Annotated in this window: 15 protein-coding genes and 1 other RNA gene; 11 read left to right on the forward strand and 5 right to left on the reverse strand. The window is 72.2% G+C overall.

The annotated features are described in order from the left end of the window. Window positions 1-4 precede the first annotated feature (4 nt). A complete protein-coding gene (locus OG349_RS22915) occupies window positions 5-1,405 on the reverse strand; it encodes an ABC transporter substrate-binding protein (protein ID WP_327236389.1) in 1,401 nt (466 codons plus the stop codon). 267 nt (window positions 1,406-1,672) lie between these two features. After that, window positions 1,673-5,242 carry an FtsK/SpoIIIE domain-containing protein gene (locus tag OG349_RS22920; RefSeq protein WP_327236390.1) on the reverse strand — a complete coding sequence of 1,190 codons (3,570 nt, stop codon included), beginning with the start codon at window positions 5,240-5,242 and terminating at the stop codon, window positions 1,673-1,675. A gap of 492 nt (window positions 5,243-5,734) precedes the next feature. Between OG349_RS22920 and OG349_RS22925 the strand changes: the two genes are divergently transcribed. The 3 genes from OG349_RS22925 (at window position 5,735) to prfB (ending at window position 10,061) form a co-directional block, all read left to right on the forward strand. Continuing rightward, window positions 5,735-7,453 (forward strand): serine/threonine-protein kinase, encoded by a 1,719-nt coding sequence (locus OG349_RS22925; RefSeq protein WP_327236391.1) that lies wholly within the window; start codon window positions 5,735-5,737, stop codon window positions 7,451-7,453. A 148-nt stretch (window positions 7,454-7,601) separates the two neighbouring features. Then, window positions 7,602-8,834 (forward strand): serine/threonine-protein kinase, encoded by a 1,233-nt coding sequence (locus OG349_RS22930; RefSeq protein WP_327236392.1) that lies wholly within the window; start codon window positions 7,602-7,604, stop codon window positions 8,832-8,834. Between the two features lie 120 nt (window positions 8,835-8,954). Continuing rightward, the gene (prfB, locus tag OG349_RS22935; RefSeq protein ID WP_327236393.1) at window positions 8,955-10,061 is read left to right on the forward strand and encodes a peptide chain release factor 2; all 1,107 of its coding nucleotides are present in this window, start codon (window positions 8,955-8,957) and stop codon (window positions 10,059-10,061) included. 336 nt (window positions 10,062-10,397) lie between these two features. Here the strand turns inward: prfB and OG349_RS22940 are convergent, their stop codons facing one another. After that, window positions 10,398-10,751 (reverse strand): hypothetical protein, encoded by a 354-nt coding sequence (locus OG349_RS22940; protein WP_327236394.1) that lies wholly within the window; start codon window positions 10,749-10,751, stop codon window positions 10,398-10,400. A 15-nt stretch (window positions 10,752-10,766) separates the two neighbouring features. On the opposite strand from OG349_RS22940, the gene OG349_RS22945 reads away from it, so the two are divergent. Continuing rightward, window positions 10,767-11,165, forward strand: coding sequence for a hypothetical protein (locus OG349_RS22945; RefSeq protein ID WP_327236395.1), 399 nt, complete (start codon window positions 10,767-10,769; stop codon window positions 11,163-11,165). Window positions 11,166-11,266: 101 nt separating this feature from the next. Here OG349_RS22945 and OG349_RS22950 read toward each other — a convergent pair whose 3' ends face one another. Next, complete coding sequence (locus tag OG349_RS22950; protein WP_327236396.1) at window positions 11,267-11,461, reverse strand: hypothetical protein; 195 nt, start codon at window positions 11,459-11,461, stop codon at window positions 11,267-11,269. A gap of 271 nt (window positions 11,462-11,732) precedes the next feature. Between OG349_RS22950 and ftsE the strand changes: the two genes are divergently transcribed. The 5 genes from ftsE to ssrA all read left to right on the forward strand — a co-directional run bounded on the left by ftsE (window position 11,733) and on the right by ssrA (window position 15,677). Further along, window positions 11,733-12,422 carry a cell division ATP-binding protein FtsE gene (gene ftsE, locus OG349_RS22955; RefSeq protein WP_161311574.1) on the forward strand — a complete coding sequence of 230 codons (690 nt, stop codon included), beginning with the start codon at window positions 11,733-11,735 and terminating at the stop codon, window positions 12,420-12,422. A 72-nt stretch (window positions 12,423-12,494) separates the two neighbouring features. Beyond that, on the forward strand, window positions 12,495-13,415 hold the full coding sequence (gene ftsX / locus OG349_RS22960) for a permease-like cell division protein FtsX (protein ID WP_161311573.1): 921 nt from the start codon (window positions 12,495-12,497) through the stop codon (window positions 13,413-13,415). Window positions 13,416-13,482: 67 nt separating this feature from the next. Beyond that, window positions 13,483-14,652: a S41 family peptidase gene (locus tag OG349_RS22965; RefSeq protein ID WP_327236397.1), complete on the forward strand. Its 1,170-nt coding sequence runs from the start codon at window positions 13,483-13,485 to the stop codon at window positions 14,650-14,652. A 35-nt stretch (window positions 14,653-14,687) separates the two neighbouring features. Then, window positions 14,688-15,167, forward strand: a complete 480-nt coding sequence (gene smpB, locus OG349_RS22970) for an SsrA-binding protein SmpB (protein WP_161307876.1) — start codon at window positions 14,688-14,690, stop codon at window positions 15,165-15,167. Window positions 15,168-15,290: 123 nt separating this feature from the next. Next, window positions 15,291-15,677, forward strand: a transfer-messenger RNA (tmRNA) gene (gene ssrA, locus OG349_RS22975). Window positions 15,678-15,723: 46 nt separating this feature from the next. Here ssrA and OG349_RS22980 read toward each other — a convergent pair. Continuing rightward, a complete protein-coding gene (locus OG349_RS22980) occupies window positions 15,724-17,010 on the reverse strand; it encodes an MFS transporter (protein WP_327236398.1) in 1,287 nt (428 codons plus the stop codon). An 84-nt stretch (window positions 17,011-17,094) separates the two neighbouring features. Here OG349_RS22980 and OG349_RS22985 point away from each other — a divergent pair, with 84 nt between their 5' ends. Further along, a complete protein-coding gene (locus tag OG349_RS22985; RefSeq protein WP_327236399.1) occupies window positions 17,095-18,042 on the forward strand; it encodes a LysR family transcriptional regulator in 948 nt (315 codons plus the stop codon). 607 nt (window positions 18,043-18,649) lie between these two features. Beyond that, entirely contained in the window at window positions 18,650-19,015 is a 366-nt protein-coding gene (locus OG349_RS22990; protein WP_327236400.1) for a hypothetical protein, read from the forward strand. Window positions 19,016-19,182: the final 167 nt, after the last annotated feature.

Below are 19,182 nucleotides of genomic sequence, written 5' to 3' on the forward strand. Positions count from 1 at the left end.
CCCGTCAGCTCTTGTACGCCTTGGCCGCGTCCGACTCCAGCTTCCGCTGGGCCCCCGCGACGTCCTTCGGGTTCTTCAGGAAGTCCTGGAGGGCCTTCCACTCGCCCTTGCCGGGCGTACCGCCGAACGACTGCGGCATCTGGTCCGACATGTCGAAGCGGAAGTCGTCGCCCGCCGCGATCAGCGCCTTCGCGATGTCCCGCTGGACGTCGTTCGGGTACGCGGCCACGTCCAGGCCCTTGTTGGGCGAGAGGAAGCCGCCGGACTCCGCCCAGATCTTCGCGGCGTCCGGGGAGGCCAGGAACGTCAGCAGCGCCTGCGCGCCCTTGGAGTCCTTGAGCGCCACCGCCGCGTCGCCGCCGGTCACCACGGGGGCGTCGGGGCCGACCGCGGGGAACGGGAAGACCTTGGCGTCCGTACCGATCTTGGCCTCGGTCTGGCCGATGTTGACGCCCACGAAGTCGCCCTCGAAGACCATCGCGCCCTTCGGCTGGTCGCCGCCGGTGAAGGTCTGGGTGACGGACGCGGGGTACTCCGTCTGGAGCGCGCCGTCCGCGCCGCCCGCGATCAGCGCGGGCTTGCCGAAGAGCTGGCCGAGGGTGGTCAGCGCGTCCCGCACCGAGCCGTCGGTCCACTTGATCTTGTGCTGCGCGAGCTGGTCGTACTTCTCCGGGCCCGCCTGGGAGAGGTAGATGTTCTCGAACCAGTCGGTGAGCGTCCAGCCGTCCGCGCCGGCGACCGACACCGGGGTGACTCCCGAGGCCGAGATCGTCTCGGCGGTCGTCAGGAAGTCCTTCCAGGTCGTGGGGACCGTGGCGCCCGCGTTCTCGAACGCGGCGTTGTTGTACCAGACCAGCGACTTGTTGGCGGCCTTGAAGTACACGCCGTACTGGGTGCCGTCGACCGCGCCGAGGTCCTGCCAGCCCTGGTCGTAGTTCTTCGCGAGCTGGGCCTTCGCCTCCGCGCCGACCGGCTTGGCCCACTTCTTCGCCACGGCCTGCTGGATCGCGCCGACCTGCGGCAGCATCGCCACGTCGGGCGGACTGCCGCCGGCGATCTTCGTACCGAGGAAGTTGACGATCGGGTCCTGCGCGGGCACGAACGTGACGCTCGCGCCGGTGCGCTTCTCGAACTCCGTGAGGACCTTGGTGAAGTTCTCCTGCTCGGGGCCGGTCCAGACCGCCGCGACCTCGATCTTCTCCCCGTCGAGCTTGGGCAGTTGGACCGTGGCCGCCGGAGCCTTGCTCGCCGGTGTGTCCGTGTCCGTGCCCTTGCCGTCGTCCGAGCCGCCGCAGCCCGCGAGGGTCACGGCGCCCGCGGCGACGATCGCCACGGCGACCGTGCGGGTGGTACGTGTGCTGGTACGTGTGGCAAGAGCCCTACGTGCTGTACGAGTTGTGCGCATCGCTGCCCCGTCTCTCCCGTGCGCGTCTGGTTCTACGCATACGGAACCGGCGTCGCAGCCGTGACGTGGCGGCGCCGCTCTCGTCCCGTGGGCACAGTCCTACGCCGGGTGACCGGGCGCCGCAATACTGCGCTCATGGCCAACTCGCTGATCGTGATGGGCTCGTGACGTGCCACAACGGGGTTCGGCGGACGTATGGGGATCTTGTGTGTCTTAGAGGCGGGCGGCGGTCCGACGACGAGGCGGGCGGCGGTCCGACGACCGTTTCTAGGGGTGGGCCGGAGCGAGCGGAGCGACCGGTACGGCGTGGACGGACCGGGCCGCCCGTTCCAGGGCGCTGGCGAGCAGCGCCAGGTCCGTCGGCCCGTTGCCCAGCTCCCTGACAGGCCTGCGGGCCGGCGGGTCGCCCATGCGCTCCCACTCCAGCGGTACGACGGTCGGCCGCAGCGTCGCCGTACGGGGGATGCGGCCCGTCACCCGGCCGCCCTGGAACGGGGTGACCCGGCCGTCCGGATGGCCGAGGCGGCCCCGGCCCGGCGACGGATCGTCCGGGGACGGGGTCGCGGGCGGCGGGTCCAGCACCACGCGGAGCCGCGCGCCCTGCGCCAGATCCGTGTCGCTGGTGCGGTTCGGACAGGCGGACGACGCGACCAGGTGGACGCCGAGCCGCTCACCGTCCCGGGCCACCGCCTCCAGCGCCCGTACGACGGAACCGGCCGCCGGACGGCCGGGGCTGCCGAGCGCGGGCGCCACCAGCGCGTCGAAGTCGTCCACCAGCACGACGAGCCGGGGCAGCGACGGCTGTTCCGGTTCCGGTTCCGTACGCGCCGAGGTCGTCCTGAGCCGCAGCGTCCCGCTCGGCGGGGTGCGCTGTTCGCCGCCGCTCGGCGGACGCGGGCCGACCATCCGCTCCGCCACCTCGTGCCTGCTGTGCCACTCGGTGAAGTCCAGCCGGCCCAGCAGCTCCGCGCGGCGTTTCAGCTCGGCGCCCAGCGCCTGGGCGAACTCCCGCATCCTGACCGGCTCCGAGGCGACCAACAGCTCCAGGACGTGCGGCAGTTCCGTACAGGCACCGAGCCCCTCGCCGCGCTCGCCGCCCGCGCCGTCCACCAGCAGCAGCCCCAGCCGGTCGGGCCGCTCGGCGGCGGCCAGCGAGGCGGCGACGGAGCGCAGCAGTTCCGAACGGCCGCTGCCGGACGGGCCCTCGATCAGCAGATGCGGGCCCTCCTCGGCCAGATCGACGCTCACCGGGCCGTGCGGCCCCGCGCCGAGCACCGCCGTGCAGTCGGCCGTACCGTCCGCGGCGGACGCCCAACGGGCCATCAGGGACGCCGGGGTGGCACGCGCCAGCCCCAACTCGTCGAGCAGCCGCGCCGACGACGGCAGCGCGGCGGCCGGCCGCCCCGGGCCACCGCCACCGACCGCCGTACGCAGCGGCGCCAGCGCCCGGCCGAAGCGCTCGGCCCAGGCCGGCGAGACCGCGTCCACCACGGCGACCGTGCCGTGCCCCGCGGGCTCCCCGACCGCCGTACGCAACAGGCGCAGCGCGGTGGCCACATCGCCGCTCAGCAGGCCGACGGCCCCGCACTCACGGAAGGGCAGCGAGGCCGCGCACGCCGTCTCGTAGGTCGCGGCGACCGGCGAGAGGGGCGAGGCGGCCGGGGTCTCGGCCAGACAGATCAGATGGATGCCGGCGGCGGCGCCGGCGCTCGCCAGCCGCGCGGTCACCTGGCGCAGCGACGCGGAACCGGGATCACCGTCCACCACCACGACCGTGTACGGCCCCTCGTGGCGCGCGGCGGCCCGCGCGACGGACTCCGGGTCGGCCGAGGCCCAGCCCGTGCCGAGCGGCCCGGCGTCGAGCCTGCGGGTCAGCTCGGCGGTCCTGGCGGTGGCCTGGTCCCGGTCGTAGGCGAGCAGCAGCCGGCAGTCCTGGCCGTGCGCGGGGCGCACCTGGGGCAGCCAGCCGAGCCAGCCCCACTCCTGCCCGCGCTGCTCGGGGGTGCGCGCCCGGTCCGTACTGATCAGGACGATCTCCAGATCGGCGGGGGAGTGCAGCGCGGCGAGCTGGGCGACGACCGAACGGGCCAGGCCGGTCAGCCGCTCCCGGGGCCCGGCCAGGCCCAGCGAACCGGCCTCGCGCAGCCCGAGGGTCACCGGCACGCCGGGCAGAAGCCCCGCGCCGTCCGGCGCCGGGCGGTCCGCCGTGCCCAGCCGGACGACCAGCGCCTCGGGGTGGTCGCTGTCGCGCTCCCAGAGGCGCGGTCCCGGGCCGAGGGCCGTCAGCAGGACCTCGGCGGGGTCCGGCCAGGTCTCCGCGAGCGGCGCGCGCCCCGCCGGGTCCGCCGGGGGGCGGGGCCCCGGGGCGCTCTCGGCGGGTTCTTCCTCCCGGCTCCCGGCCAGCCGCCTGGCCCACGCTCCTATGCCGCCGCGCCGCCGGGCCGCCGCGTCGGGCAGCTGGGTGCCACGGGTGGGCGTGCCCTGGCGGCGGGTGCCGGTGGTCCTGCTGTGGGACTGGGGGCCGTCTCCGAGGTCGTCGGCGGCGGGGGCGGACGGCTGCTCGCTGTCCGCCGCCCTGCTGTGCGCGCCTCCCGGGCCGGTGTCGGCGTCCGGGCCCCGGCCTTCGGAGCCCCGGCCTTCGGAGCCCCGGCCGTCGGGGCCCCGTCCGGAGGTGGAGAAGCCGTAGTGCGTGTCGACGGCGCTCCGGGGATCGGGCACCCGTGGGTCGCGGGACCGGCTTCCGTACGAGTGGACCGTCCGGCCGTGCGGCTCCTCGGGCACGCTCCGGGCCTGCCCGGTGCCGTACCGCTGATCCTGGCCGGAGGTCCGGCCGGTGCCGGGCCGTAGTCCGGGCTGAGGGGCGTGCGCGGGCGTGTGCTGAGGTCCGCGCGATCCGTCGCCGTACGATCCGTCGCCGTACGCGCCGTCCTGTGATCCGTCCGACGGCGGACCCTGGGGCGGTCCCTGCCGCGCTCCCGGTACGGACCGCTGCTCCGGGAACGGCGCCCCGGACCCGGACGACCCGGTCCCGGACCGCTGTCCGCCGTACTGGGGCCCCGGCGAGACGCCCGCGGGGCCGAGGCCCGAGCCGTCCGAGCCGTACCCCCCGGAGCCGTACGCGCCGGTCTCCGTGGACCTGCCGTCGGCGTCGCCCGCGTGTGCGCCGGCACCGTCCCCGAACCCGCCCTCCGGGCGCACCACCCGCAGATGGCCCTCCCCGTCCGGGGTCGTCGGCAGCGGGGGCGTCAGGCCGCCCGTCATGAGCCGGACCGCCGACTCGCCGATGCGCAGCAGCGCCCCGGGCGGCAGCCGCACCGGCCGGGGCCCCACCTCGGCGCCCTCCAGCGTCGTACCGTTCGTCGATCCCAGGTCCGCGACCGACACCCCGCCGTCGTCCGCGACCGTCACCGCGCAGTGCAGCCGCGAGACGTCCGGGTCGTCCAGCGGGACATCCGCGTCGGCGGAGCGGCCGATCCTGATCTGCCCGCCGTGCAGCAGATGGACCCCGCCCGCGTCGGGCCCCGCGACCACCCGCAGCTGGGCGGGCGCGTCCATCTCCGCCACCCCGTGCGTCTCGTCCTGGCCCGGGACCTGGAGGGAGAGCACCGCGCCGTCGATCAGCGGCGGCTCCCCGAGGGCGCAGCGCTGCGCGTCGAGCCGCTCCGTGCCCGCGTACAGCACCACGGTGCCCGACGTGTCGGGTCCCGACACGGCGGTGGCGAGGGCGGAGGCGACGGCGGCCAGCGCCGTCCCGGCGGGTGCGGTGACGAGCACGTCGCACGCGCGCCCCGCGGCGTGGCCGCTGCGCGGCGCGAGGACGGTCAGCCGGATCTGCATCGCGTCGGCGGTCCCTTCTGCGCGGGGTCCCCGGCTCTGCGCGGGGTGCCCGGCAGGGGTACTGCCCTGTGATTCCCCCCACCACGCACGGGACGCGTCGTCCGGTACAGGTCGGCGCGTACGGTGCCGTCCCCGCCCGGCACACGACGCGCTGAGGGCATCCTCGCACCTGCCACCGACAACACGCCCGGGGGCCGCAGACAAGTGATCTTGAATGGTCGGCTGTGCGTGCAAAAGTGCCTGCTTGGGCGCCCCTTCGGACGCCGCCGAGATCATCACGGACGCCCTGGGGACAGCCGTTCGGCAACCATCACCTTCCGGTTCGCGTCTCTCGTCCGGAGGGGACAGACGTACGACACACATGCGACCGTGTGTGCGACGGGACCCGCCGATGACCGGCCTTCGACTCGTTCGGCCGGTCTAAAGTGGGTCGGAACCCCGGGGGGTCCGGGACGATGCAAGAGGACACACCAGCAGCAGGGAGCCCATGACGTGCGGCCGGTAGGCAGCAAGTACCTCCTGGAGGAGCCGCTCGGGCGCGGCGCCACCGGTGTCGTCTGGCGGGCCCGTCAGCGCGAGACCGCGGGTGCCGAGGCGGCCGTCGCCGGCCAGCCCGGCGAGACCGTCGCGATCAAGGTCCTCAAGGAGGAGCTGGCCAACGACGCGGATGTCGTGATGCGGTTCCTGCGGGAGCGCTCCGTCCTCCTCCGCCTCACGCACCCCAACATCGTGCGCACCCGCGACCTGGTCGTGGAGGGGGATCTCCTCGCCCTCGTCATGGACCTGGTCGACGGCCCCGACCTGCACCGCTACCTGCGCGACAACGGCCCGTTCAGCCCCGTCGCCGCCTCCCTGCTCACCGCCCAGATCGCGGACGCGCTCGCCGCCAGCCACGCCGACGGCGTCGTCCACCGCGACCTCAAGCCCGCCAACGTCCTCCTGAAGGACGACAACGGGCAGATGCACCCGATGCTCACCGACTTCGGCATCGCGCGCCTCGCGGACTCGCCGGGCCTGACCCGTACCCACGAATTCGTCGGCACGCCCGCCTATGTCGCGCCGGAGTCCGCCGAGGGCCGTCCGCAGACCTCCGCCGTAGACATCTACGGCGCGGGCATCCTGATGTACGAGCTGGTCACGGGCCACCCGCCGTTCGCCGGGGCGACCGCGCTGGAGGTGCTGCACCGCCACCTGAGCGAGGAGCCGCGCCGGCCCTCCACCGTGCCCGAGCCGCTCTGGACGGTCATCGAGCGCTGCCTGCGCAAGAACCCCGACCAGCGGCCCAGCGCCGAGAACCTGGCCCGCGCGCTGCGGGTCGTCGCCGCCGGGGTCGGCGTCCACTCCAGCGCCGCCCAGATCGACGCGGCGCTCGGCGTCGGCGCGCTGCTCGCGCCCGACCCGGCGCCCGCCGCCGTACCGGACACCCCCGGCGCGGCGGACCCGACCCAGGTCCTGCCCAGCAACGCCGCCGCCTTCGACCCGAACGCGGCGACCAGCTTCCTGCCCTCCGGCGGATACGGGGGAGCGGGCGGCCCCGGCGGCCCCGGACAGGGCTACGGCGCGCCCGGTCAGAACGCCGACCCGACGTCGGTCATGCCGCCCGTACCCCCGGGGGAACCGGACGGCCAGCACCCCTGGCAGAGCCAGCTCCAGGCCGCCAGGGACCGCAACGAACAGACCCAGGTCCAGTACCTGGACCCGAGCCAGGACCCGCTGCGCCGCCGTCCGCACCGGCCGCAGCCCCCGCGCCAGCAGCAGCCGCCGACTCCGCCCGCGAACCGGCAGGCGTCGCAACAGGGATACCCGCCGCCGCAGCAGCCGCAGTCACGCCGGCAGCAGCAGCAGCAACAACAACAACAACAGCAGCAGCAACAGCAGCCTCAGCAGCAGCGGTACGCCCCGCCGCCCCCGCAGCAACAGCAGTACGCGCCGCCGCAGCCGCCGCCCCAGCAACCGGCCCCCCGGCAGCCGCGTGAGCCCCGCCAGCCCCGTCAGCGCAGCGCCAACCCGATGCGCGTCCCGGGCCTCGGCTGCCTCAAGGGCTGCCTCTTCACGCTGGTGGTGCTCTTCGTCGCCGGCTGGCTGGTCTGGGAGCTGACCCCGCTCCAGGACTGGATCGGCACCAGTAAGAGCTTCCTGTCGACGATCGGTGACGGCATCTCGAAGGTGACGGACTGGTTCTCGAGACTGACGGATTCGACCGGCGCGTAGTGACCCTTTCGAGGGCAATACGGCGGCGCGGACGCCCCACAACCACACTTTTCGCCCCACGGAGGTGCGGGCGTGTCCCGGCCTGGGCACTGAACACCCCGATTGCCGCGTACTTTGAGGGGCAACGCCAGCCGCTGAGGGAGCAGTCTTGGCACGGAATATCGGCAGCCGGTACATCGCCCACCAGATCCTGGGACGGGGCAGCGCCGGCACGGTGTGGCTCGGCGAGGGGCCCGAAGGCCCCGTCGCCATCAAGCTGTTGCGCGAGGACCTGGCGTCCGACCAGGAGCTGGTAGGGCGCTTCGTCCAGGAGCGCACGGCCCTGCTCGGGCTCGACCACCCCCGGGTGGTCGGCGTCCGCGACCTCGTCGTGGACGGCAACGACCTCGCGCTGGTGATGGAGTTGGTACGCGGCACCGATCTGCGCACCCGTCTCGACCGCGAGCGCAGGCTCGCCCCCGAGGCGGCCGTCGCGATCGTGGCCGACGTCGCCGACGCGCTCGCGGCCGCCCACAAGGCCGGGATCGTGCACCGCGACGTCAAGCCGGAGAACATCCTGCTCGACATGGAGGGCCCTCTCGGCCCCGGCGGCGCGCACCCGGCCCTGCTCACCGACTTCGGCGTCGCCAAGCTGATCGACACCCCGCGCCGTACGAAGGCGACCAGGATCATCGGCACCCCCGACTACCTGGCGCCCGAGATCGTCGAAGGACTCCCGCCGCGCGCGGCCGTCGACATCTACGCGCTCGCCACCGTCCTGTACGAACTGCTCGCCGGCTTCACCCCGTTCGGCGGCGGCCACCCCGGAGCCGTCCTGCGCCGCCACGTCACCGAGACCGTCGTCCCGCTGCCCGGCATCCCCGACGAGCTGTGGCAGCTGCTCGTCCAGTGCCTGGCGAAGGCGCCCGCCTCCCGGCTGCGCGCCTCGGAACTCGCCGCCCGCCTGCGGGAACAGCTGCCCGGACTCGCGGGCATCCCGCCGCTGGACGTGGACGAGCCGGACGGCGAGCCGACCGAGCAGCCGTACGAGGAACCGCGGCCCGGTTCCCCCGAGGAGCCACGCCGCCGCGGCGCGGTCCCGCTCGTGCCCGGAGCCGTACCGGACTCCAACCGGGACACCCACACCAGCATGCGCGTCCCGGCGCCGGACGAGCTGGCGGGCGGCGCGCGCGGTACGGCCCGCGCGCCCCGGTCGCCGAGCCTGCGCAAGCCGGGCGCGGCCCGGCACAAGGCGGAGACCGTGCGCAAGCGCCGGATCACCCTGGCGGTGGCCGCGGTCCTGCTGGCGGCGGCTCTCGGCGTGGGCGGCTGGATGGCGGCGAGCGGCGGCGGGGACGGCTCCCCGCAGGATTCCAAGCGGACGGCGTCCCCGGAGCCGTAGAGCGGGAGCCGTGAGAGCGGGGCCGTGGACACGGGGCCGTAGGCACGGCGGATACGCGGGGAGGGGACCCCGGATCCCCGCGCGGGGAGGGTTCGCGCGCTCAGCCGTTACGCTGGACCCGTGGCAGTCGTCGATGTATCCGAAGAGCTGAAGTCCCTCTCCTCGACCATGGGGTCGATCGAGGCCGTCCTGGACCTCGACAAACTGAGGGCCGACATCGCCGTTCTCGAGGAGCAGGCCGCGGCCCCGTCCCTGTGGGACGACCCGGAGGCCGCGCAGAAGATCACCAGCAAGCTTTCGCACCTCCAGGCCGAACTCCGCAAGACGGAGACCCTGCGCGGGCGCATCGACGACCTGGAGATCCTCTTCGAACTCGCCGAGGGCGAGGACGACGCCGACGCGCTCGCCGAGGCCGAGGCGGAGCTGGAGTCGGTGCGCAAGGCGCTGGACGAGATGGAGGTCCGTACGCTCCTTTCCGGCCAGTACGACGCCCGTGAGGCGCTGGTCAACATCCGCGCCGAGGCGGGCGGGGTGGACGCCGCGGACTTCGCGGAGCAGCTCCAGCGGATGTACCTGCGCTGGGCCGAGCGCCACAACTACGGTACGGAGATCTACGAGACGTCCTTCGCGGAGGAGGCCGGCATCAAGTCGACCACCTTCGCGGTGAAGGTCCCGTACGCGTACGGGACGCTCTCCGTGGAGCAGGGCACCCACCGCCTGGTCCGTATCTCGCCGTTCGACAACCAGGGCCGCCGCCAGACGTCGTTCGCCGGTGTCGAGGTGCTGCCGGTCGTGGAGTCCAGCGACCACGTCGAGATCGACGAGTCCGAGCTGCGCGTGGACGTGTACCGCGCCTCGGGTCCCGGCGGTCAGGGCGTCAACACCACGGACTCGGCGGTGCGGATCACCCACGTACCGACGGGCATTGTGGTCTCCTGCCAGAACGAGCGGTCGCAGATCCAGAACAAGGCGAGCGCGATGAACGTGCTCCAGGCGAAGCTGCTGGAACGGCGCCGCCAGGAGGAGCAGGCCGAGATGGACGCCCTCAAGGGCGACGGCGGCAACTCCTGGGGGAACCAGATGCGTTCGTACGTCCTGCACCCGTACCAGATGGTCAAGGACCTGCGGACGGACTTCGAGGTCGGCAATCCGCACGCGGTGCTCGACGGCGAGATCGACGGTTTCCTGGAAGCCGGAATTCGCTGGCGCAAGCAGCGCGAACGGTAGAAACGCGCTTTGTCGACACCGTAACTGCCGCCCCAGGGGCGGCAGTTCCCTTTTGTGTCACAGTTGCATGCCCATGCCCGGGACATCTGGCGTGAATGCGGTCATCGCGCGCGCAACGGCCTTGACGCGTATATGGAAAATGGGAAGGCTGCCCGTGGCATGCGTATTCCTGGGGCGCGTGTGACCGGGGGCGGACCAGATGTACCCCCCGCGCGGCCGCTGTCCCGGACGCTGCACCTCAACGAATCAGCTACTGGGGGTAGCAAGCAGATGACCAAGAAGACACGCGTTCGCGTGGCACGGATCGCGGCAGGCGCGGTGATCGCCGCCGGCGCGTCACTGACCGTCGCGGGCGTCGCCCAGGCCGCAGGTGCGGGTGTGACCGTAGACGCCGGTCTCGGTATCGGCAACGACGGAGACCCGGGTGGCGTCGACGGCGGCGGCGACCCGGGCGGCGTGGACGGTGGCGCCGACCAGGGTGGTGCCGCTGCTGTGGGTGGCGGTGAGCAGGGTGGTGCCGCTGCCGTGGGTGGTGGCGAGCAGGGTGGTGCCGCTGCTGTGGGTGGTGGCGAGCAGGGTGGTGCCGCCGCTGTGGGTGGTGGCGAGCAGGGTGGTGCCGCCGCGGTCGGTGGCGGTGAGCAGGGTGGCGCCGACCAGGGTGGTGCCGCTGCTGTGGGTGGCGGTGAGCAAGGTGGTGCCGCTGCTGTGGGTGGCGGTGAGCAGGGTGGTGCCGCTGCTGTGGGTGGTGGCGAGCAGGGTGGTGCCGCCGCCGTGGGTGGTGGCGAGCAGGGCGGCTCGGGCGACCAGGGCGGTACCGGCGACGGTGGCGCGACCACGGGCGGCAACACGAGCGGCGGGGGCACCACCGGCGGTGGCGACGCCGGCGGCTCCGCCTCCACGACCGGTGGCTCCACCAGTGGCGGGGCCGACACCGACAGCCTCGGCTCGCAGCCGGTGCAGCAGGGTGAGGCCAAGGAGGAGCTGGCCGAGACCGGTGCCTTCGAGACCACGTTCCTGCTGATCGGCGCCGCGACCATGATCGCGGGTGGCATCGGCTTCCGGATGCTGCCGCGTCTCGTGGCCGGCGGGCGTACCGCCGTCTGAGGACGTCGTCCCGGACATCAGGACACGCATGGAGAAGGGCCCGGACACCGTGCATGGTGTCCGGGCCCTTCCTCGTTCGTACGCACCGTTCGCGCCGCGCGCTACGCGGTCTGCTGCACCGCCACGAAGGCCACCGCCGCGAGCAGCACAACGATCATCGTCAACAGGGCCATCGGGCTCAGGCCGCCGAGGGGGCCCTCCTGCTGGAGGCGCTCCCGGTTCGCCCGGCAGACGCGGCACCTGCCCTCGCTGACGGGTCCCGCGCAGTTGGCGCACACCAATCTGTCGTAGGTCATGCGCATCCCTCCTCACCGCGCGGCGGAGCCGCAGCCAGTGTCTCCCCGCTCAACGCTCGGGGAATCGTGACTGTTCCCCTTACCACTGTGCCAGTTCCCGGCCGTTTCGGCGCGCCCGGCCGGTTTCCGGTGTGACCGCTCCCACTGGCGGCCGCCGCGCACTCGTGATAAATCGCCCAAGCCCGTCCCAACCTCCGCAGCGGACTGCGCGCGCCAGTCCGGTTCGCGTAAGGTCACGCACACCTGCTCCCGGCCGACCGTGGTGTATCTCGTGATTCGATTCGACAACGTCTCCAAGACCTACCCGAGGCAGAACCGTCCCGCGCTGCGTGATGTCTCGCTCGACATCGAGAAGGGGGAGTTCGTCTTCCTCGTCGGCTCGTCCGGTTCCGGCAAGTCGACCTTCCTGAGACTGATCCTCCGCGAGGAGCGCACCAGCACCGGCATGGTCCACGTCCTCGGCAAGGACCTGGCGCGCCTGTCCAACTGGAAGGTGCCCCAGATGCGCCGCCAGCTGGGCACGGTCTTCCAGGACTTCCGGCTGCTGCCGAACAAGACCGTCGCGCAGAACGTGGCGTTCGCGCAGGAGGTCATCGGCAAGTCCCGCGGCGAGACCCGCAAGTCCGTCCCGCAGGTCCTCGACCTGGTCGGACTCGGCGGCAAGGAGGACCGGATGCCCGGTGAACTCTCCGGTGGTGAGCAGCAGCGCGTCGCCATCGCGCGGGCCTTCGTGAACCGCCCCATGCTGCTGATCGCGGACGAGCCGACCGGTAACCTCGACCCGCAGACCTCCGTGGGCATCATGAAGCTGCTGGACCGCATCAACCGCACCGGTACGACCGTGCTGATGGCGACACACGACCAGAACATCGTCGACCAGATGCGCAAGCGAGTGCTGGAACTCGACCAGGGCCGCCTGGTGCGCGACCAGGTGCGCGGCGTCTACGGCTACCAGCACTGAGCACCGCCCGCGTCGCGTACGTACGGGGCAGTGAGCACGACCGCATTGAGCACCGAAAGCTGAAAGGACGCCATGCGCGCCCAGTTCGTCCTGTCGGAGATCGGCGTCGGCCTCCGCCGCAATCTCACGATGACCTTCGCCGTCATCATCTCCGTGGCCCTCTCGCTCGCCCTGTTCGGCGGCGCGCTGCTCATGCGCGATCAGGTCAGCACGATGAAGGACTACTGGTACGACAAGGTCAACGTCTCCATCTTCCTCTGCAACAAGGGAGATGTGACGACGTCGCCGCAGTGCACCAAGGGCGCGGTCACGACGGAGCAGCGGAAGCAGATCGAGGGCGATCTGAAGAAGATGACGACGATCGTCGAGACCGTTCACTACGAGAACGCCGATGAAGCGTACAAGCACTACAAGGAGCAGTACGGGGATTCACCGCTCGCCGCCACGATCACCCCGGACCAGATGCCGGAATCGTTCCGCGTCAAGCTCAAGGACCCCGAGAAGTACAAGGTGGTGGCGACCGCCTTCGCGGGACGGGACGGCGTCCAGTCCGTGCAGGACCAGCGCGACATCCTCCAGAACCTGTTCGGGCTGATGCAGGGCATGAATGTCGCCGCGCTCTTCGTCATGGCGCTGATGCTCGTCATCGCGATCATGCTGATCGTCAACACCGTGCGCGTTTCGGCGTTCAGCCGACGGCGTGAGACCGGGATCATGCGCCTGGTGGGCGCCTCCAGCTTCTACATCCAGATGCCGTTCATCATGGAGGCCGCGTTCGCCGGGCTGCTCGGTGGTGTCGTCGCGTGCGCGATGTTGCTCCTCGGGCGTTACTTCCTGATCGATCATGGTCTTGATCTGTCGCACAAGATGGAACTCGTCAACTTCATCGGCTGGGACGCCGTGCTCACCAAGCTCCCGCTGGTGCTGGCGATCGCGCTGCTGATGCCCGCTCTGGCCGCTTTCATCGCGTTGCGCAAGTACCTCAGGGTGTGACAAGTGCCCCTGGCGTCGTGTCGCCAAGGGCCGGTCCGCCGGGGGGCGTTGTCCTAGACTCAACGCCATGTCGGGCTCCGAGTTGCCTCAAAGATCCCGCGGCGTCCGCCGCGGCGCGGCCCTGACCTTCGTATTCGCCAGCGTGCTGGCCACGGCCGCGGCCACGAACTCCCTGCCGCGCAGCGACGAGAAATCGCCGGTGCTGCCCCTGCGCGCCGCTTCCTCCACGGTCCACGGCGACGACGTCGCCCGGGCCGCCGCCGAGGCCATGGCCGACGGCAAGTCGGCCACGGAAGCGGCCGAGGAGGTCGTCAGCCGCAGCGGTGACCGCTGGGGCGCGGTGTACGACAAGAGTGAGTACGAAGAGTTTGAACAGGGCCTCGACGGCCGGTACACAGGCGTCGGGCTCGCGGCCCGTGGCGCGGCGGGCGGTCTGATCGAGGTGACCCGGGTCCAGCCGGGGGCGCCCGCGGCCCGCGCCGGCATCAAGGCCGGGGACACCGTACGGACCATCGACGGCGCGTCCGTCGCGAAGCGGCCCGTGACGGAGGTCATGGCGCTGCTGCGCGGCGACACGAGGAGCGCGCCGGCCGGTTCCTCCGTGGTGCTGGGCCTGGAGCGGGACGGCCACCGCTGGACGCGTACGCTGCGGCGGGCCGAGCTGACCACCGAATCGGTCACGGTCGGCACGCTCGCGGGCGGCGCCCGGCTGATCAAGGTCGAGGCGTTCACGAAAGGCACGGGCGCGCGGGTACGGGACGCGGTGCTGGACGCCCCCGGCGAGGCCGGCGTCCTTCTCGACCTGCGGGGCAACGGCGGCGGGCTGGTCTCCGAGGCCGTCACGGCCGCCTCCGCGTTCCTGGACGGCGGCCTGGTCGCCACGTACGACATAAACGGGGAGCAGCGGGTGTTGAACGCTGATCCGGGGGGCGACACCACCCGGCCCCTGGTGGTGCTGGTGGACAGCGGCACGATGAGCGCGGCCGAGCTGGTGACGGGCGCCCTCCAGGACCGGGGCCGGTCCATCACGGTCGGGGCGCGTACGTTCGGCAAGGGCTCGGTGCAGATGCCGAGCAAGCTGCCGGACGGCTCTGTCGCCGAGCTGACCGTGGGGCACTACCGCACACCGGCCGGCCACGGGGTCGACGGCCGGGGCATCACCCCCGACGTGCAGGTGAGCGAGCGGGCACAGGACCGGGCGCGGACCGTGCTCAGCGGCCTCGGCGGAAATGGTTAAGGAAAACCGCGTCCAGGTGCGAAAATGGAAGGACTATGGCTAAGGAAACAGGGCGCAAGCTGATCGCGCAGAACAAGAAGGCGCGGCACGACTACCTCATTATCGACACGTACGAGTGCGGTCTGGTGCTGACCGGCACCGAGGTGAAGTCCCTGCGCCAGGGGCGGGCGTCCCTCACGGACGGCTTCGTCCAGATCGACGGTGGCGAGGCCTGGCTGCACAACGTGCACGTACCGGAGTACACGCAGGGGACGTGGACCAACCACAGCGCCCGGCGCAAGCGGAAGCTCCTGATGCACCGGCTGGAGATCGACAAGCTGGACTCCAAGTCGAGCGAGTCGGGGCACACGATCGTGCCGCTGGCCATGTACTTCAAGGACGGCCGGGCGAAGATCGAGATCGCGCTGGCGAAGGGCAAGAAGGAGTACGACAAGCGGCAGACGCTGCGGGAGAAGCAGGACCTGCGCGAGACGAACCGCGCGGTCGCGGCGGTCCGGCGCAAGCAGCGGGCCTGACGGTTCCGGGTGCCGGCGCGCACCGCGCGGGGAATACGCGTGGACCGTGGTCTGTTGATCACGTAGGATGGGGCGTGCACTCCATCGAGGGTGCATGCAGGAAGCAGTTTGAAAAAACAACATGGGGATGATCGGTTTCGACAGCGGATGTCGAAGCAGGTGAAGCGAGCCGAGGAAGCGGCAATGATCTCGTAAACCATATGTCGCAAACAATAATCGCCACTTCTAAGCGCGATTCCTCCGCCTTCGCTCTCGCTGCCTAATTAGCAGCTAGCGAAGACTCCGCGGAGTGTCAGCCCGGGGCTGTTCCCGACCCGGATCCTGGCATCAATTAGGGAACTAAACTTCTAGGTCCGGTCACGGGACCTGGAAGGAAATCAAACAGTGACTGAGCCCGTCGGAGACTTGTCCGTGTGATCTCCGGGGCCGAGAAAATCGTAACGGACTGCGCTCGGAGAAGCCCTGGTTCTGCACCGTTGGACGCGGGTTCGATTCCCGCCATCTCCACAAACCCCATGTGAGGCCGAGGCCCCGCTGCTCCCAAGGCAGCGGGGCCTCAGTCGTGTCCGGAGGCCGCGAGCACCCCGACCCCCGCTCCGATGCCGGCGGCCAGCAGCGCGAGGAGCGCGGCGGCGGGCGGGACGGCGTATCCGAGCGCCGGGCCCAGGCGCTCCACGGTCCAGCCGCCCACCGCCGAGCCGGCCGCGATGCCGCCGAGCAGGGCGGTGACGGCCAAGGTCATGCCCTCGTTCAGCCGCCCGGCGGGGGAGAGCCCCTGGACCAGCCCCATCCCCGTCACCATGGTCGGGGCCGTCGCCGCACCCGCTAGCAGGAGGCTCCCGGCCAGCAGCGGTAGCGAACCCGACATGGCCGCGAGCAGGGGGACGGCCAGCAGCGCGCTCATCGCGGCGAGGCAGAGCACCAGTCGGCGGGCGGCCCGGCGCGGCGGCGGGAGCAGGCCCAGCAGGAGTCCGGCCACGCACGACCCGCCGGCCTGGAGCGCCAGCACGGCGCCGCCCGCCCAGGCGGGACGACCGCCGTCGTCCGCGTAGGCGAGGGTCACGACCTCGGTCGCGCCGAAGACCGCGCCCGTGGCGAGGAGGACGACGAGCAGCGAGGTCAGCGCGGGGGAGCGGAGAGGGGCGCGCGCCGCCCCCGTACCCCCCGAGGCCGGTGGTTCGGTGGACCGCTGCCCCGCGAAGACCAGGATGCCGGTCAGCAGAAGGACCGCACCGGCCAGTGTGCCCGCCTCCGGGAAGAGTGCCGAGCAGAGGACGGCGGCCAGGACCGGCCCCAGCATGAAACACAGCTCGTCGGCGGCCTGTTCGAAGGAGCGGGCGGTGTGCCGCGCCGCGCGGTGCTCCGGGGTGTCGTCCCGGAACAGCCGGGCCCAGCGCGCGCGGGACATTCCGCCGGTGTTGGGGGTGGTGGCGGTCGCGGCGTACGCGGCGAAGAGCGTCCAGTCCGGTGCGCGGTGATAGACGCAGAGCACCAGGGCGAGTGAGCCGAGGACGGCCGACGCGGCGGCGGGGACGGCGATCCGGGCCTGCCCGTGCCGGTCGGTCAGACGGGCCACCCCGGGGGCGGCCAGGGCGGTGACGGCGAGACCGGTGGCGGTGACGGCCCCGGCGAGCGCGTACGAGCCCCGCTGCCCGGCGATCATGATCACCGCGCTGACGGTGAATATCCCGGCGGGGAGCCGCGCGAGCAGGGATCCGGCGGTGAAGGCGCGGGCGCCCGGGGGCGCGAAGAGGCGGGCGTACGGATTCACGCGCCGGGCCGGGCGCCGGTACGCCGTTACGCGCTCAGGAGTTTCGGGCGGACGGCCGGTGAATTGAGGCATGGCCCCACCCTCACGGCCGGTGCGGCGCGCGGTCCAACACCTCATCGGTGGCCATTCACGCACCCGTGTTGTTGAATGCGGCGGATGTCCCGAGACATCGAACCCCGACTCCTCCGCGCCTTTGTCACCGCCGCCGAGGAACTCCACTTCACCCGCGCCGCCGCGCGGCTGTACGTCGCCCAGCAGGCCCTCAGTCGCGACATCCGCCGTCTGGAGCGGGAGTTGGGTGCCGAACTCTTCGTCAGGACCACCCGGCGGGTGGCGCTCACGGGGGACGGCGAGCGGCTTCTGCCGTACGCCCGGCGGGTGTTGGCGGCGCAGGACGACCTGCTCGCCGCCTGTGCCCAGGTGCCGAGGCCGTTGCTCGTGGACCTCAACTCCGAGGGGCTGACCTCCGGGCGGGTGCTGGCGCGCGCCCGTGAACTCGCGCCGGACTGTGAGCTGATGGCGCGGTTCGAGAGCGGTCTGACCGGTGCGGCCGGGGAGATCCACGCAGGCCGGCTCGACGTGTCCTTCGGGTACGTCGACGGGCTCGCGCGCGGGCTGCGCGCCGGGTTGCGGTGTCAGCTGGTGCGGTACGAGCCGATGGCTGTCCTGTTGCCGTACGACCATCCCCTGGCCGACCGCGCGGAGGTGCCGCTCTCCGCGCTCGCCGGGGAGCGCGTGTACGCGGGGGCCGGCAATCCGCGGACGCAGGAGTGGACCGCGTTGGCCCGGCAGCTCTTCGCGGGACGGTCCATCGCGGTCGAGGGACCCGCGCCGATGGCCGTCGGACGGGAGGAGTTCCGGCGGATCATGGCGAAACATCGCACCCCCGTCCTCACGGTGGTGGACGCGCCGGAGATGCCGGGAGCGGTGCTGCGGCCGCTCGTGGCGCCCGTACCTCTGTCACCCGTGTTTCTGGTATGGCGGGAGGGGCTGAAACATGCCGGTGTGAACGCTTTGCGGGCCGCCGCGGTCGAACTCGGCAGTAAGAACAGGTGGCTTGAAGTGTTACCCATGAGTTGGGTTCCGCGCCCGTCACAGCATTGATGCATGGTGTCCGTCAAGCCGAGGTACGGGCGACACCTCCTTGCGCTACATTCGTCGTCCGGGTGCGGTGTGGTAGGGGGCATTCCGGTTCAGGTGGGGGCCTGGACCGACGGCCTGCCCGACCAGTCGATTGCGCACCCAAGACGGTCAGTGGGGGATGTGCGCAGCAGTGGAAAAATGGCGAGATGACGCCCGAAACGGGCATTCGCATGAGCCGATTGATGTCACTATCGAACGGGATGGCCTCGGTCGTCAGCTCTCGGAGCTGCCCGTCGGTGCCCACCCCGCGCAGGAGTCAGGTCCCGCGCGGGAGGGGCAGGTAGACGGTTCCGACGGCCCGGTGTTCGTCGACGCCAGCGGCCGGCGGGGCAGGAAGTTCCGGCGGGCCGGCTGGGTCGTGGCGATCGCGTGTGCCTGTTATGCGGTGATGCTGGGCGCCGCCGTCATAGGCGGCAGCTCCAGCGCGCCGTGGCTGCAAATACCCGGCCTCGCGGACAAAAAGAAACCCGATACGGTCGAAAACAAGCCAGCCCCAAAAGCGACACGATCAGGCTCGCGAGCGCCGGGTGATCCCGCGGTCCTGCCCACGGCCACGGACTCCAACGGCGTGGTCGTTCCCGGCCCTTCGGGCAGCGTCCCGCCCGGCGCCACGGGCACGCCCGACCCCGGTGTGTCGAAGCCCGGGGCCACGGTGAAGGCGCCGACCGGCGGCGCCGGAACGGCCGCGGGCGCCGGCGCGGGAGCGGGAGCCGCCGGAGGCGCGGGCGGTACGGATTCGGGGACCGGGGCCCCGTCCATACCCGGCGGCCCCCCGGTCGACGACCCCGGGACCGCCGCCGGAGGAAGCGGCGGCGAGTCGCCGCCGGCCTCCCCGGACTCCAGCCCGCCGCCCGTCGACCCGACCACACCGCCGGCCGATCCGCCGCCGGACCAGGCGGGCGCCCAGCAAGTGGCCGCGGAAGGGGCGCGCTAGATGCCTTCCTCCCGCAGACGGCCACCCCACGGCGCCGCCGCCCACGGCCGGGGAACCTCCGGCAGACGGGCCCGCAAGGACGGCGCCTCACGCCAGGACGGCGCCTCAGGTCAGGGCCGCGCCGCCCCTCAGGGCCGTACCTCTCGTCAGAACCGCGCCAACCGCGC

The sequence above is a fragment of the Streptomyces sp. NBC_01317 genome (assembly GCF_035961655.1).
Classification (GTDB): domain Bacteria; phylum Actinomycetota; class Actinomycetes; order Streptomycetales; family Streptomycetaceae; genus Streptomyces.